The organism is Burkholderia cepacia complex sp. TUM26381, from assembly GCF_057439935.1.
Window position 1 is genome coordinate 828,795 of record NZ_CM172007.1, and the last position, 13,480, is coordinate 842,274.

Sequence of the window (13,480 nt, forward strand, 5' to 3'; positions counted from 1 at the left end):
GGGGCGGGCGCGCTAGAACCCGGCGAGCGGCCGGTCCCTGAGTGAAAAAATCGCGACCGGCAGCAGCAGGATGCCGCCCAGCACGAGCACGCCGTCGGCCGCCACGGTGACAGGCGTGGCCAGGATCCGGAGTCCCTTCGCAAAGGCCGACGGCGATTCGTCGATGCCGACCGTATAGCGTTCGTTGAACGCCTGCGCGGCGCCGTCCGGCTTCAGCGTGAAGCCCTCGGTGGAGTAGCGCTTGCCGACGATGTTGCCGTCGAGTTCGAGCTGGTTGCGCCGGGCGCTGAAGCCATCGGCGGCTGCCGCCAGGCGCTCGTCGGCCGACGCGTCCTTCGACAGAACGGTGTCGTAGTTGCCGGTCACGTCGCTGCCGTCGGCATGGAAGCTGCTGAACGACGTATGCAGCGATTTGCGGTAGCTCGCCGCCAGCACCGGGCGCAGCTTCTCCGGCAGATCGAAGATGTAGTGATAGCGCTCGCCCAGCACCACCAGTTTTTTGCCGTCTTTCGTGATCAGGAAGGCGGAAACGTGCTCGATGTAGGTTTCGTCGTGGTTTTCGTAGAGCGCCGGCGTAAAACAACCCGACAGCGCGAGGCTGCTCGCGGCCATGCCTGCGGCCAGCAGGCGCCGGCGCGTGATCGATGTGCTCATTTCTTGTTGTCCCGTCTGTGCGGTTCGGTTCAGTTCAGTGGCTTTCGCCCTCGGAAGCCGGATTCTCGCGTATCAGCCGCATGTTGTCGAACGGGAAATCTGCCAGGGCAGCGGCCGGCAGGACCGGCTCGCGCCCCGCCGAAAACGTTTTCGTCAGGCTTTCAACCCACTCCGCCATATCTTATTATTCGGCCAGAGCGGTGCGTGCCGGCCGCCATCGATCATGCCGAAGGCATGACGCGCCGGCAACGATTACCGCCTTCCGGCCGGCGCGTCGCACGACGCGTGGTCGAAATGACAGGGAACGCGAGGCCGCGCGTATCCCGAAAAATGACACGAGGGCGCGATGGTACGACTGGTGTTGCTGCTGCTGGGCATCGAATATCTGCGAACCCGCTGGCGCGGGCTGACCGTGCTGGGCTGGCTGTGGGTGGCCGCGGGCGTCGGCATCTTCGTCGACGCGCTCGACGGCGCGCTGCATTTCCCGATCGAGCTGTTCGCGTGGCTGTTCCTGATCGAGGGGCTCGCGACGCTCGCGGTGGCCGGCAGCGGTGTCGGCGGGCAGCGCATCCTGCGCTACGTGAAGGGCATCGTCGTCGTGGTCGCCGCGGGGCTCGTGTTTGCCGGCCATCACCACGGCCACTTCCTGCTGTCGATGATCTTCGGCACGCTGTTCCTCGTCGACGGGCTGCTGCAGTGCACGTCCGCGTGGATGGTGCGCTACCGCCGCTGGAACGTGGCGTTCGCCTGGGGCGTCGTCGAGATCCTGCTCGCGATCTTCTTCTTCCAGCCGTACCCGACCCACTATGTCGGCACCGTACCGTACTGCCTCGGCCTGCTGCTGATGTTCGGCGGGATGCACATGCTGAGCCTTGCCGCGCGCGTGCGGCGGCTGACGCGCAATCCCGCGTTCGCGACGTCGCCCGCGCCGGCGTTCGTACCCGACCTCGACGAGGCGCGCGACCGGCCGCGGTTCGCGCAATCCGAATGGGACGGCCCGCCGGCCGATGGCGAGCATGCGCTCACCGTGCATGTGTGGACGCCGACCGGCACGTCGAAGGCCGAAGCGCAGCGCTATCCGGTGATCGACCGCTATATCGCGGCGGTGGACGTCAACGGCGTGATCTCGACCGGGCATGCGGCGCTGGAATCGCCGGAGGGCATCTACATCAGCCTGTATCCGGGTGTCGAAATCGATCGTTCTCCGGACGAATTCACGCGCATCCTGCGTGCGACGCGCGAGAACGACGTGCCGGGCCTGTTCCAGCCCGACTATGCGACCGAGTCGAAGGCGTGGTGCCCGTCGACGGTGCGCGTGCGTATCCGCAACTACGATCCGGCCAAGCTCGACGCGTTCTGGTTGTCGTACCGGCAGAACGTGACCTACAACCTCACGCACCGCAACTGCTCGAGCACCGTGTCGCAGGCGCTCGAAGCCGCGCTCGACGGCGCGGTGTGGCGGCTGAAGGGCGCGCGGGCCGGGTGGGGCGCGTTCGTGCGGCTGCTGCTCACGCCCGAGCTGTGGGTGGCCGCGCAGATCCGCAAGCGCGCGGTGACGATGGCGTGGACGCCCGGGCTCACGCTCGACTATGCGCGCGCGCTCAGCATGCTCGCCGATCCGCGCCCGTTCGCATGGTGGAAGGTCGCGCGCTCGGCGGTGAGCGCGATCATGGCATCGCGCCGCGCATGGCGCGAGCAGGACAACGCGGCGCTGTCGCCCGGCGGATCGGAGGCTGCGTCGATGAAGTGATCGCGCGATGCCGGACGAGGGCCCGGCATCGCAGGGCGCGCCGCCGCGCGGCCCGTCGAGTTTGCCCGCCATCACACCCCACAGACGACAACAATGAACAAGACGAGAGATTTCCGTTTCCTGATTCCCGCTGCGCTCGCGCTGGCCAGCGCCGGCCTTGCGCAGGCGGGCACCGACGAAGTGCCGCGCATGAGCAACGACGTGTACCGGACGTCGGTATCGTTCTGCTCGAACGTCGCGGCCGCCGAGAAGATCGAGTGCCAGGGCGACATGATCGCCGCGGGCAGCCGGATCGTCGCGGCGATCGGCGGCCTGCCGCCGGCCTCCGCCACGGCGATCGACGAAGGCGCGCGCAACAGGCTGCCGCCGGCGGAGCGCAAGGGGCTTGCCCCCGTCGAGCCGGGCGCGATCGACAAGGACGACGACCTGGCCGGCCTCGCCGGCATGGTGCGTCTGTGCGACGTGTACGAATCCGAGCCGGCGTCGCGCGCGCGGCATCACGCGGCGCTGCAACAGAAGGCGCCCGATGCCGCGCCGCGCGTCGAGGCGTTGCTGGCCGATGCGTCGACGGTGGCGCGCCAGCGCGTCAGTATCGGCGTGTGGCAGATTCTCGCGCTCGAAGGCCCCGAAGCGTCTGCGCGCGCATGCACGCAGCTCGGCAGCGGGTCGTGAGCGCGCGCGAGCCGCAAGCGCAGGCCGATCGACCGTCGGTGCGCCGGCAGCGCGGCGCCCGCGACGAACGGGTCAGCGGTGCACGATCGTCGCCGGCCTGATCCGTACCGGCCGGCCCAGCGTGCGGGCGACCGGAGACGCCTGGACGGCGTTGCGCACGAGTGCTTGCTGCGTGTGCGACAGCGGCGCCGCGAAGCGCAGCGCGATATCGAAACCGGTTTCGTGCTCGAGGCGGTCGATGGCCACCTCCGCCGTACAGGCGGGCAGCGTCACGCCCGCGCGCTTTGCGGCGAGGTCGATCGACATGCAGACGCAGGCCGCGAGCGCGCTTTCGAGCAGTTCGTGCGGCCGCATGCCTGCGTCGGCGCCTTTGCCTGCCTTGTGCGTGTCCGCGCGCACGACGCTGCGCCCGTTGCCGATCTCGACGCAATAGGGCTTGCCCAGCCGTGCGGCCGTCACCATGGGGATGCTCCGTTGCAGGATGAGGATGCCGGCACGGTACGCCGGCGTCGCGTGCGGGGGAAGGCAACGGTTGGTACCGGTACCGCTTGTAACCGCTTCGGCGGCGCGCGCGAATTCTTTCGTCCACCTTCACATTCGTGCCACGTTGCGACAGCAACAATCGCGGGCAGACATTCGACAACCTTGCGGCGCATCCCGCGACCGCAAGCCTTTTCCGAGGAAACACGCCATGCTCAAGACGCTCGCCCGCGCCGCTGCCGCACTCGCTGTCGCTTCCGCTTCACTGCACGCCACCGCGCAGACCAGCTACGACTACCTGTTGCTCGCCGCATCGTGGGAGCCCGGCTTCTGCGCGTCGCACGATACGCCGGAATGCACGAACCTCGCCGGCTCGTATGCGGCGACGAGCCTGTCGCTGCATGGCCTGTGGCCGAACCGCTATGACGGCAACCAGCCGTTCTATTGCGGCGTGCCGCAGAACGACATCGACCTCGACAACGCGCACCAGTGGTGCAGCATGGACGCGTACCCGATCAGCAGCGCGACGCGCAACACGCTGTCGACATACATGCCGGGCGTTGCGTCGTGCCTCGACAAGCACGAGTGGTTCAAGCACGGCACCTGCTCGAACTCGGCGACGCCCGATGCGTACTGGAACCAGGCGTCGGGCATGATCAGCCGGCTCGGCAACACGTCGTTCAACGCATTCCTGCAGGCGAACGCGGGCAAGACGGTCACGCGTAACCAGTTGCTGTCGGCGTTCGAAGGCGCGTTCGGCAGCAACACGCGCAGCGCGGTGTCGCTGAAGTGCACGAAGACGAATGGCGTGAGCTACTTCACCGAAGCCTGGATCGCGGTGAAGACGAATGCGGCTGCGCAGTTCCCGAGCGCGGCGTCGCTCGTGACGGACGGCAACACGCAGGGCACGTGCCCGACGTCGGGCGTGTATATCGCGAAGTAACGGGGCGGGGCGCGACGTGTGCGACATCGCGCACGTCGTCGCCCGTCATGACTTCGGCGGGACGCCTGACCACAGCAGCCCGGCCAGTTCCGGCCCGCCGAGCTGGTGCTCGTCACGCTCGACCGTGCCGGGCAACGCATGCCACGGCACCGCCGGATTGCGATGATGCTGCAGATGCAGATTGATGTGATACGGCCACACGAACACGCGGCCGATCCAGCCGGTTCGCCACGAATACGTCCAGTCGGCCCAGCCCGGCGTCGCATCCGGCCCGCCGCTGTGCTCGGCCATGCTGCGGATCTTCTGTAGCAGCACCGACAGCGTGAGCAGCGGCACGAACCAGAGCGCCGCGACCCGCACGAGCGTGTGCGCGGAACCGGCCCACACGAGCAGCGCGACGATCGTCATCCATACCGCCACAGCCGCCTGGAACGGCCGGCCGAGTCGCGTGTTCTGCCCGCCCGCGCGCCGGAATGCCGCCATGTTGCGCACCATGTTCAGCACGAACAGGTCGCCGAGGCATTGCCGCGCGAGCGGCCACGCATCGAGCGGACGGAACCGCCACGGCTGGTCGTGATAAAGGAACTGGCGCTCGGGATCCTGCGCGGTGCCGAGATGGCGATGATGCGCGAGGTGCAGTGGCCGATAGAACTCGACGGGCACGAGACCCGGCACGCCGATCGCCACGTTGATCAGGAAGTCGTTGAGGCCGCGCCGGCGCGTGACGTGATAGTGGGCCGCATCGTGATACAGGATGAACAGCGCATGCTGGCGCGTCGCGACGACGACCACGGCGAGCGCATGCAGGTACCACGCGCCGAGCGCAACGGCGACGCGGATCGCCACGATGATGCACGCCCATTCGAACAGTGCGGCTGCGATCGTGCGCAGGTCGACCCGTTCACGCAGCAGCGCGAGCGTGACCATGCCGGCAACGATGCCCGTCACGCCGCCCCATGCGGCATCTGCGGCACGATGCTGGCCGGTGGTCAGCACCGTCGCCATCAGCAGCGCGCTCCACGCGACGAACAGCACGGCCGGCCGCTGCCGCAGCGCCAGCAGCACGATCGCGATGGCGACCGGCAGCGCGACGTGCCCGCTCGGTGATGCGGCGAGCGGCGGGTCGATCCGCTGCAGCCATGCGATCCAGCCGCGCCCGGCAGGCGGCCACGCCACCGCGGTCGGATGCAGCAGATGAGCGGCCAGGCAAAGGCCGGCCGCGAGCGCGCCGGCGAAGAACGCCGGCAGCAGCCAGGCGCGGCCGCGCCCGAGCCAGACGAGCGCGGGCATCGCGCACAGGTAGCTGAGGTAAAGCGGCACGGTGCCGGGCAGCACCGGAATCGCGCGATCGAGCGCGCTTGCCGGAATCGCGGTGACGGGGCCGAGTGGCACGTGCGTGACGAAGCAGTAGAGTGCACCCGTCACGACGAGATAGACGACGAGCAGCAGCCATGGCCGGGCGATCGGCGTGTCGTTCGCATCCTGGCGGGAAAGGACCTGGGACATGGCTTGAGCGGGCGGGTAACGGGCTATCATAGCAAGCTGTTCAGCCTTGCAGGAGTACCCGATGGAGTTGCGCGCCACCGCCGTCGAACGTGCGGCCCTGGGCCCCGGCGACATCGAGCGGATGTTCTCGTTGTATGCGGCGTCGTATTGCGATACGGGGCGCGCACGGTTCGACCACGACCTCGGCGACAAGACGCACTGCATCGTGCTGCGCGACGCCGGCGGCGCGATCCAGGGCTTCTCGACGCTCAAGCAGTACGACGCGCACTGGCGCGACGCGCCGATCCGCGTGATCTTTTCCGGTGACACCATCATCGATCCTGCGCACTGGGGCACGCAGCATCTCGCGTTTGCGTGGATCCGCCATGCGGGCGACGTATGGCGGCAGGCGCCGGCCGTGCCGCTGTACTGGTTCCTGATCTGCAAGGGGCATCGCACCTATCGCTACCTGCGCGCGTTCGCGCGCGACTACGCGCCGCGTGCCGGCAACCTGACTTCACCGGCGACGCAGGACCTGATGGATTACCTGGCCGCCAGCCGTTACGGGCACGCATACGATCCGGCCACCGGCATCCTGTCGTTCGACACGCCGATGGGCCGGCTCGCGCCCACGCTCGCCGAGGTGCCGGCCGCGCACCGGCGGCTGGCCGACGTCGACTACTTCCTCGCACGCAATCCCGGCTATGCACGCGGCGACGAACTCGTGTGCCTGTGCGAACTGTCGGCGTCGAACCTGCGGCCGCTCGCGCGCCGGTTGTTCGACGGCACGTGAGCCGCGCCCATGCGGATCCGTCTCGCGCAACCGGCCGACAACGCGCACATCCTCGAATTCCAGGCCCGCCATGCGATGCAGGGCAGCCTGCCGCTGCGCTTCGACCGCGCGCCCGACTACTTCGCCCTGCATCGCTGCCACGCGCCGCATCACGAGGTGTGGCTCGCAGAGGGCAAGCCCGCTTCGCTGAAGGGGCTGGCGAGCCTCGTCGTGCGCGACGGCTATCTCGGCGAACGCGTGCAGCCGGTCGCCTATCTCGGCGACCTGCGCCTGATGCCCGACCGGCGTCTGTCGCGCGAATGGACCGACTCGGTGCGCGAACGCTTCGCGGCGCTGCGCGCCGACGCAGGCGTGCAGTACGCCTACTGCTGCATGATCCGCGACAACCGGCTCGCGGTGCAGTCGCTGGCGCGGTCGCGGCGCGCGAACCGGCTGCGCTTCTCGCACTGGCATGGCTACGAGAACGTGTCGATCTACGCGCAGCGCGGGCTGTCGTCGGCACCGCGCAGTGTGCCCGGCATCCGGATCGTCGGAGCGCAGCCGCATCACGCGGACGCACTGCGCGCGTTTCTCGATGCCGAGTCGCGCCGCCAGCCGTTCGGCGGCGTGTTTTCCGCGGGGGAGTTCGCGCGCCGGCTCGATACGTGGCCGGCATTCGGCCTCGATGCATTCCTGCTGGCGCTCGACGCGCACGGCAACCTGCGAGGTTGCGTCGCGCCGTGGGACGCCGGCGACATCAAGCGGATCGTGCTCGAACGATTGCCGCTGCCGCTGCAGGCGATCCGCGTCGCATTCAACACGCTCGCGCCCGCGTTGCGCCGCCCGCGTATCGCGGCGCCCGGCGAGCCGCTGCGCGACGTCTACCTGACGCACCTGCAGGTGCGCGACCGCGATCCTGCCGTGTTTGCGGCGCTGCTCGACGCCGCATGGCTGCGCATGCGCAACCGCTATGCGCTGATGCAGCTGTGCCTGTACGACGGCGATCCGCTCTGGCCCGCGCTCGCGCGGTATTACGCGGCGCGTACGCCGATGGATCTCTATACGCTGCCGACCGGCGAGCCGTCCGAGCCGATCGACGGCCTGCTGGCCGGCCGTGTGCCGGGGTTCGAGATTTACCTGGTCTGACCGCGCGTGACGTGCAGCAGGTCGGCGAGCGCGAGCCAGAAGCGGCCGGCGTCGAAGCCGAGCCCGCCGAGCACGGGCTGGCCGTGATCGAGATGCGGCAGGCAGATTTGCGGTACGCCGGGCAACACCTGGTGATCGAGATAAAACTGCCCGTCGTGCGCGCAGCCCGGGCGAAGACCGTTCAACCGCGCATGATGCGAATCGAAGCGCGTGGACGCTTCGACCGACCAGCTCACCCCATGCACGAGATGCAGGTCGCGCGGCAGCGCTGCGAGCATCGCGCCGACACCGGGATCGCGCCGGCTGCTGATGTCGCGCGTGCCGGCGTCCGTCCAGCGCGTGCGCAGCATGCGGCGGGCAATGCGGTCGGGCCACGGCGCGGCCACGTGCGGCGGCATGCCGTGACGGAAGATCGTGTCGACGATCGCGGACGGGCCGACCGGTGGCTGCACGAGCGCGATGCCCGCGCAACGCGCTGACAGCACCGGGTCGCCGACGAGCGCCGCGAGCGTATCGATGCCGCCCTTGCTGTGTGCGAGCACGACGAATTCGCTGCCGGCCGGCACGTGCGCACGCAGGTGTCGGCTGATATGTGCGCCCTGGTCGAACACGCCGCGCGCGGAGCGCACGGGCACCGTCAGTACGCGATAGCCGGCCGCGCCGAGCGTTTGCCGCGCGCCGCGATTGCAGCCCGGCAGCCATTCGGAGTAGAGCCCCGCGATGAGCACGACCGTTGTCGTCAGCGGCAGGCGGGCCGTGCGCGCTGTCCAGCTGTCGATGAACGCACCGGTCCGGTCGAGGTTCGCCGCGACCCGTGCGAACGGTGTCGCCGGATAGCGGCGGCGCCAGTCATCGAACCCGTCCGGTGTCCACGGTGCGCGCGTCATGCGTGCGGCTCCGGCTTGCGTTCGGCCGTCGCCAGATACGGTTCGAGCGCGGCGCGCGCCGCGCGCAGCGCCGCGTCGCTGTCGAGGCGATCGGGATGGAAACGCGGCGAAAACCAGCACAGCCACATCGGTATCACGTGCGTGAAGATCCCCGGCGCGACGAACAGCCAGCGCAGCAGTTGCAGCCAGCCGCGCACGTTCCGTGTCTGCCCGTCGACCGCGACGAGGCGGTGCACGAAATAGATCAGGTCGATCACGAAGTAGACGGAGATCCCGAGCATCGCCGCGCAGCGCACGGCATAGCGCCGCACCGCGCCCGGCATGGCGGCCGCGAGCACGTCGAACGCGACGGTCTTGTGTTCGGTTTCCTCGATCGCGTGCCAGCGCCACACGGCCGCCATCGTCGGCTCGGCGCCGTCGAGGATCGCCGGGTCGCTCAGCAGGCGGTGCGACAGGATCGTCGTGTAGTGTTCGAGGCAGGCCGTCAGCGCAAGCCGGATGACCGGCGACACCTGTCGTGCCGCGTTGCGCTGGCGTTTTTCGAGCAGCGCTTCGAGCGCGTCGACCGGCACATGCTGCGACGCGAGACGCGCGTTGTAGAGCCGGTGTACGCGGATATGCGACGCTTCCTGCCGCACGAACGCATCGACATCGGTCGCGAGCGATGCATCGCCGCCGACGCGGTCGCGAAACGGCCGCACGCTTTCGACGAAGAAGCGCTCGCCGAGCGGAAACATCACGGAAAACGCGTCGAAGAAACGCGTCACATGGCAGGTGCCGCGATACCAGAAGCGCGGAATGCGCTCGTCGATCGTGAAGCGCACGTCGCGCGGCGGCATGCGCGACGCGGTGCTGGCGGCGGGCGGGCGGCGAAATGGCCGCATGCTAGCGCGCCCCCTTCGCGGACGGGGCGCGAGCCGTTACCGGCAGTTGACGCATCTGTTGTATCCTCCCGTGCAAACAACCGCCATTCCGAGCCTGCCGAGCCATGAACCGACCGAGCGCGCAAGCCGCTGCGGCGCAAGCCCGACGTTACGATCGCGTCAACCTGCTGGTGCTCGCGCTGCAGAGCCTCGTGTGGGCCGGCACGCTCACCTGGCTTTCGCATACGGATGCCGGCGCGATCAAGTGGCTCGTGCTCGTGCCGTTCTGCCTCGTGATGCAAGGCGTGTTCTCGATGATGCACGAAACCTTCCACGGGTTCGGACATCGCCGGCCGACCGCGAATTATATGATGATGTGGTGGGCGTCCACGATGTTCGGCGCGGCCGCGACGCTCATTCACGTCAACCATCTCGGCCATCACGTGCGCAACCGCACGCCTGCCGAGCGCGCGGATTTCGCGACCGCGAACGAATCGCTGCTGCGCAAGCGCATCGAGTACTACGCGGCGATCCTCGGCGGCATCTGGCTCGGCGGTCTCGTCGGCAGCTTCGTGCTCGCGCTGGTGCCCGGCCGCACGATGCAGCGGCTCGCCGCACGCGGCGACGACAACACCTACGCGGCCGCCTTCAAGGAATTCACGACGGCCGACTTCCGCCGCATCCGCTACGAAACGCTCGCCGCCGTCGGTGCATGGCTGCTGGCCGGCTGGCTGCTCGACTGGTCGGTGCCGGCCGTATTGATCGCGTATGTCGCGTTCGCGTTCTCGTGGTCGTCGCTGCAATGGGTGTACCACATGCGCACGCCGCTCGACGTCGTCGAAGGCACGTACAACATGCGCGCGCCGGCCCCGGTGCGCTGGTTGCTGCTGAACTTCAACTACAACCTGACGCATCATCGCCGCCCGGCGCTGCGCTGGCAGGACATGCACGCGGCGTCGGACCTGCGCGAGACGCGGCCGCTGTGGTACGGCTGGCTCACGATCTTCGCGCCGCCGCGCCGGCTGCCCGACGATCTCGCGCAACTCGACAAGACCTATTTCTGATGGACGCTTCCGCCCGCAGTCCCGCCGACGCTTGGCGTGCATTCGCACGCGCCGCGCAGCCGGACGTCGATCGCTGGCAGGCCGGCTTCGACGCGCCGGGCGACGTGCAGGCGCAGCGGTTGATGGCGCTGCTCGCCGCCAACCGCGACACGGCGTTTGGCCGCCGCTTCGGCTTCGACCGGATCGACAGCCCCGCACAGTTCCGCGAGCGCGTGCCCGTGCACGCGGCCGCCGATTTCCTGCCGTGGCTCGAGCGCGTGTCGAACGAGACGGAACCGGTGCTGACCGCCGAACGCCCGCTGTTCCTCGAACGTACGAGCGGCAGCACGGCGCGCCGGAAGCTGATTCCGTACACGCCCGCGTTCCTGCGCGAACTGCAGGCCGCGATGATCGTGTGGCTGGCCGACATGCATCGCGCCTGTCCGGCACTCGGCGAAGGGCATGCGTACTGGTCGATGTCGCCGCCGCTGCAGGCGCCCGGCGTTGCGCCGAGCGGAATTCCGGTCGGCTCGGCGAGCGATCTCGATTATCTGGGAGACAGCAGCGCCGCCGCACTTGTGCCGACGCTGCTCATGCCGCCGCTGACCGGCGACGCGTCGACGTGGCGGCGCGAGACCCTGCGCGCGCTCGTCGCCGACGCATCGCTCGCGTTTATCAGCGTGTGGAGCCCGACGTTCCTGACGAGCGTGCTGCGTCCGCTGTTCGATCGCAACGATGCCGATGGCGTGCGCGATCTCGCATGGGTCGAAGCGTCGCTGCCGGCCGATCGTCGCACTGCGTTGCGTCGTGCGAGCGCGAACGGCGACTGCCATGCACTGTGGCCGCGCCTGGCGGCCGTGAGCTGCTGGCTGGACGGCCCGAGCCGGTATTACGCCGACGCGTTGCGCGTGCGGTTCCCGGATGTGCAATGGCTGCCGAAGGGGCTGTTCGCGACCGAAGGCGTTGCCAGCATTCCCTTCGGCGCGGGCGACGGCTGCCCGCTCGCGATCGGCAGCCACTACCTCGAATTCGTGCGCGACGACGGCAGCGTGTGCGATGTCGACGCGCTGCAACCGGGTGACGACGCACAGGTGTTGCTGACCACCGGCGGCGGGCTGTATCGCTATGCGCTCGGCGATCGCGTGCGCGTGGTCGGCATGACCGGACGCACGCCGCGCATTGCGTTCGTCGGCCGTGCGGCGGCGAGCGTCGATCTCGTCGGCGAGAAGCTCGACGAACGCATCGTGGCCGATGCGCTGAATCCTGCGCTCGGGCAACACGGGGAAGTCGGTGCGTGCATCGTGCCGTGCGCGGCGCGAGAAGGGCTGCCGCACTACGTGCTGTGCGTCGCCGGCGACCTCGGCGCAGACGCGGCCGATACGATGCGCGCAGCCGTCGAAACCGGGCTGGCGCAGGCATTTCATTACGCGCACGCACGCCGCCTCGGCCAGCTCGGCCCGCTGCGCATGCGCTGGCTGGGCCGATCGCCGGCGCGGCTCGGCGATTGGCTGCAGCACGCGGCCGAACGGGCCGGCATGCGCGCGGGCGACGTGAAGCCGTGCCTGCTCGTGACGCGGCTGCCGATGGCCGAGGCGCTGCTCGCGATGACGGATGAGTGATGCCATGAACGACATGAACGAACCACGCGGATGCGGGCACGAGTGCTCGTCGCGCGATGCGGCGCACGCGCATGCATCCGCACCGCAGATCGACGGCCTGCACGAGCAATGGTTCGTTGCGTGCACCGAACGCGAACTCCCGCGCGACAAGCCGCTCGGCGTGCGCATTCTCGACACCGGCATCGTGCTGTTTCGCCAGCGCGATGGCCGGATTGCCGCGCTGGTCGACCAGTGCGTGCATCGCGGTACGCGACTGTCGGCCGGCAAGGTCGACAGCGACACGCTCGTCTGTCCGTATCACGGCTGGCGTTACGACGGCGAGGGGCAGGTCGTTCATGTGCCGAGCCTCGACGGCACGCGGCCGACGGGCGCGCCCGGCCGCTATCCGTTCCGGCAGCGCACACTGCCCGTACAACTGCTCGACGGGCTCGTGTGGGTGTATCCCGGCACCGGCGATCCGTCCGCGCGCACGATTTTCCGGATGCCGTTCCGCGACGTCGCTGCATGGCAGTCGTACTACATGGTCAACACGTTCGACGGCGACATCGCGATGCTCGCGCAGAACTTCATGGACGTGCCGCACACGGTGTTCGTCCACGACGGGATCTTCCGCAGCAGCCGTGGCCAGGCGATGGAGGCCACGGTCGCGGCGACGCCGGACAGCGTCGCCGTCACTTATCACGACGGCGACGACAAGATCGGCTTCTGCCTCGACTGGCTCACGAATCCCGATCGCGTGCCGCTTGCGCACGTCGACCGCTTCATCGCGCCGAATGTGACGCGGTGCGACTACCTGTGGGGCGAGCGTTCCGGGTTCCTGATCGTCAGCCAGATCACGCCGATCGATGCGCGCCGTTCGCGCGTCTACACGTACATCGCGTATCGCTTCCGGCTGCCGCGCTGGGTGCTGCGCGCGCTGCGGCCGTTGCTGAACCTGTACACGCACCTCGTGATCCAGCAGGACGTGCGGATCATGCGCGCGCACCGGCAAGGGCTCGACAACGCACCGGGCTTCCGGCCGCACAACGTGCGCGCCGACATCGTGCATGTCGCGATCGACCGGCTGCTCGACGCGGTGAAACGCGGCGAACCGCTGCCGGCCGGGCAGTGCGGCGAGAAGGTGATGCGGTTCGAGCTGTAGGCGCGGCGTGCGGCGCTGCGCGGGG

13 protein-coding genes are annotated in these 13,480 nt (G+C 69.0%); 8 read left to right on the top strand and 5 right to left on the bottom strand.

Features of this window, described 5'->3' with window-relative positions; genetic code table 11:
• Positions 1–12: 12 nt before the first annotated feature.
• Complete coding sequence (locus ACWMMN_RS20495) at positions 13–654, bottom strand: hypothetical protein (protein WP_059239508.1); 642 nt, start codon at positions 652–654, stop codon at positions 13–15.
• Positions 655–1,000: 346 nt separating this feature from the next.
• Here ACWMMN_RS20495 and ACWMMN_RS20500 point away from each other — a divergent pair, with 346 nt between their 5' ends.
• Together ACWMMN_RS20500 and ACWMMN_RS20505 are read left to right on the top strand one after the other, a co-directional pair.
• Positions 1,001–2,404 carry an HdeD family acid-resistance protein gene (locus ACWMMN_RS20500; RefSeq protein WP_340624689.1) on the top strand — a complete coding sequence of 468 codons (1,404 nt, stop codon included), beginning with the start codon at positions 1,001–1,003 and terminating at the stop codon, positions 2,402–2,404.
• 93 nt (positions 2,405–2,497) lie between these two features.
• Entirely contained in the window at positions 2,498–3,076 is a 579-nt protein-coding gene (locus ACWMMN_RS20505) for a hypothetical protein (protein WP_342705284.1), read from the top strand.
• Between the two features lie 72 nt (positions 3,077–3,148).
• On the opposite strand, the gene ACWMMN_RS20510 is transcribed toward ACWMMN_RS20505, so the two are convergent.
• Positions 3,149–3,538 (bottom strand): OsmC family protein, encoded by a 390-nt coding sequence (locus ACWMMN_RS20510; RefSeq protein ID WP_486423863.1) that lies wholly within the window; start codon positions 3,536–3,538, stop codon positions 3,149–3,151.
• Between the two features lie 229 nt (positions 3,539–3,767).
• Between ACWMMN_RS20510 and ACWMMN_RS20515 the strand changes: the two genes are divergently transcribed.
• Positions 3,768–4,499, top strand: a complete 732-nt coding sequence (locus ACWMMN_RS20515; RefSeq protein WP_340624691.1) for a ribonuclease T2 — start codon at positions 3,768–3,770, stop codon at positions 4,497–4,499.
• A 45-nt stretch (positions 4,500–4,544) separates the two neighbouring features.
• Here ACWMMN_RS20515 and ACWMMN_RS20520 read toward each other — a convergent pair whose 3' ends face one another.
• Positions 4,545–6,005: a fatty acid desaturase family protein gene (locus ACWMMN_RS20520; protein WP_486423864.1), complete on the bottom strand. Its 1,461-nt coding sequence runs from the start codon at positions 6,003–6,005 to the stop codon at positions 4,545–4,547.
• 61 nt (positions 6,006–6,066) lie between these two features.
• Between ACWMMN_RS20520 and ACWMMN_RS20525 the strand changes: the two genes are divergently transcribed.
• Positions 6,067–6,777, top strand: a complete 711-nt coding sequence (locus ACWMMN_RS20525) for a hypothetical protein (RefSeq protein WP_059239519.1) — start codon at positions 6,067–6,069, stop codon at positions 6,775–6,777.
• A 9-nt stretch (positions 6,778–6,786) separates the two neighbouring features.
• Entirely contained in the window at positions 6,787–7,902 is a 1,116-nt protein-coding gene (locus ACWMMN_RS20530) for a hypothetical protein (RefSeq protein WP_486423865.1), read from the top strand.
• Here ACWMMN_RS20530 and ACWMMN_RS20535 read toward each other — a convergent pair.
• Complete coding sequence (locus tag ACWMMN_RS20535) at positions 7,890–8,789, bottom strand: hypothetical protein (RefSeq protein ID WP_486423866.1); 900 nt, start codon at positions 8,787–8,789, stop codon at positions 7,890–7,892. The genes ACWMMN_RS20530 and ACWMMN_RS20535 overlap by 13 nt on opposite strands.
• Positions 8,786–9,673 carry a metal-dependent hydrolase gene (locus tag ACWMMN_RS20540; protein WP_059239525.1) on the bottom strand — a complete coding sequence of 296 codons (888 nt, stop codon included), beginning with the start codon at positions 9,671–9,673 and terminating at the stop codon, positions 8,786–8,788. The genes ACWMMN_RS20535 and ACWMMN_RS20540 overlap by 4 nt, the downstream gene beginning before the upstream one ends.
• 104 nt (positions 9,674–9,777) lie before the next feature.
• Here ACWMMN_RS20540 and ACWMMN_RS20545 point away from each other — a divergent pair, with 104 nt between their 5' ends.
• Genes ACWMMN_RS20545 through ACWMMN_RS20555 form a run of 3 tightly spaced genes read left to right on the top strand, consistent with a single transcriptional unit; the run spans position 9,778 to position 13,455 of the window.
• Entirely contained in the window at positions 9,778–10,716 is a 939-nt protein-coding gene (locus tag ACWMMN_RS20545; protein WP_340624696.1) for a fatty acid desaturase family protein, read from the top strand.
• Positions 10,716–12,314 carry a GH3 family acyl-acid amido synthetase gene (locus ACWMMN_RS20550; protein WP_486423867.1) on the top strand — a complete coding sequence of 533 codons (1,599 nt, stop codon included), beginning with the start codon at positions 10,716–10,718 and terminating at the stop codon, positions 12,312–12,314. The genes ACWMMN_RS20545 and ACWMMN_RS20550 overlap by 1 nt, the downstream gene beginning before the upstream one ends.
• A gap of 4 nt (positions 12,315–12,318) precedes the next feature.
• On the top strand, positions 12,319–13,455 hold the full coding sequence (locus tag ACWMMN_RS20555) for a Rieske 2Fe-2S domain-containing protein (RefSeq protein WP_486423868.1): 1,137 nt from the start codon (positions 12,319–12,321) through the stop codon (positions 13,453–13,455).
• The last annotated feature ends 25 nt before the right edge of the window (positions 13,456–13,480 follow it).

Coding starts and splice junctions, on each gene's coding strand:
- ACWMMN_RS20495 (WP_059239508.1), bottom strand. CDS start 654: ATGAGCACATCGATCACGCGCCGGCGCCTGCTGGCCGCAGGCATGGCC.
- ACWMMN_RS20500 (WP_340624689.1), top strand. CDS start 1,001: ATGGTACGACTGGTGTTGCTGCTGCTGGGCATCGAATATCTGCGAACC.
- ACWMMN_RS20505 (WP_342705284.1), top strand. CDS start 2,498: ATGAACAAGACGAGAGATTTCCGTTTCCTGATTCCCGCTGCGCTCGCG.
- ACWMMN_RS20510 (WP_486423863.1), bottom strand. CDS start 3,538: ATGGTGACGGCCGCACGGCTGGGCAAGCCCTATTGCGTCGAGATCGGC.
- ACWMMN_RS20515 (WP_340624691.1), top strand. CDS start 3,768: ATGCTCAAGACGCTCGCCCGCGCCGCTGCCGCACTCGCTGTCGCTTCC.
- ACWMMN_RS20520 (WP_486423864.1), bottom strand. CDS start 6,005: ATGTCCCAGGTCCTTTCCCGCCAGGATGCGAACGACACGCCGATCGCC.
- ACWMMN_RS20525 (WP_059239519.1), top strand. CDS start 6,067: ATGGAGTTGCGCGCCACCGCCGTCGAACGTGCGGCCCTGGGCCCCGGC.
- ACWMMN_RS20530 (WP_486423865.1), top strand. CDS start 6,787: ATGCGGATCCGTCTCGCGCAACCGGCCGACAACGCGCACATCCTCGAA.
- ACWMMN_RS20535 (WP_486423866.1), bottom strand. CDS start 8,789: ATGACGCGCGCACCGTGGACACCGGACGGGTTCGATGACTGGCGCCGC.
- ACWMMN_RS20540 (WP_059239525.1), bottom strand. CDS start 9,673: ATGCGGCCATTTCGCCGCCCGCCCGCCGCCAGCACCGCGTCGCGCATG.
- ACWMMN_RS20545 (WP_340624696.1), top strand. CDS start 9,778: ATGAACCGACCGAGCGCGCAAGCCGCTGCGGCGCAAGCCCGACGTTAC.
- ACWMMN_RS20550 (WP_486423867.1), top strand. CDS start 10,716: ATGGACGCTTCCGCCCGCAGTCCCGCCGACGCTTGGCGTGCATTCGCA.
- ACWMMN_RS20555 (WP_486423868.1), top strand. CDS start 12,319: ATGAACGACATGAACGAACCACGCGGATGCGGGCACGAGTGCTCGTCG.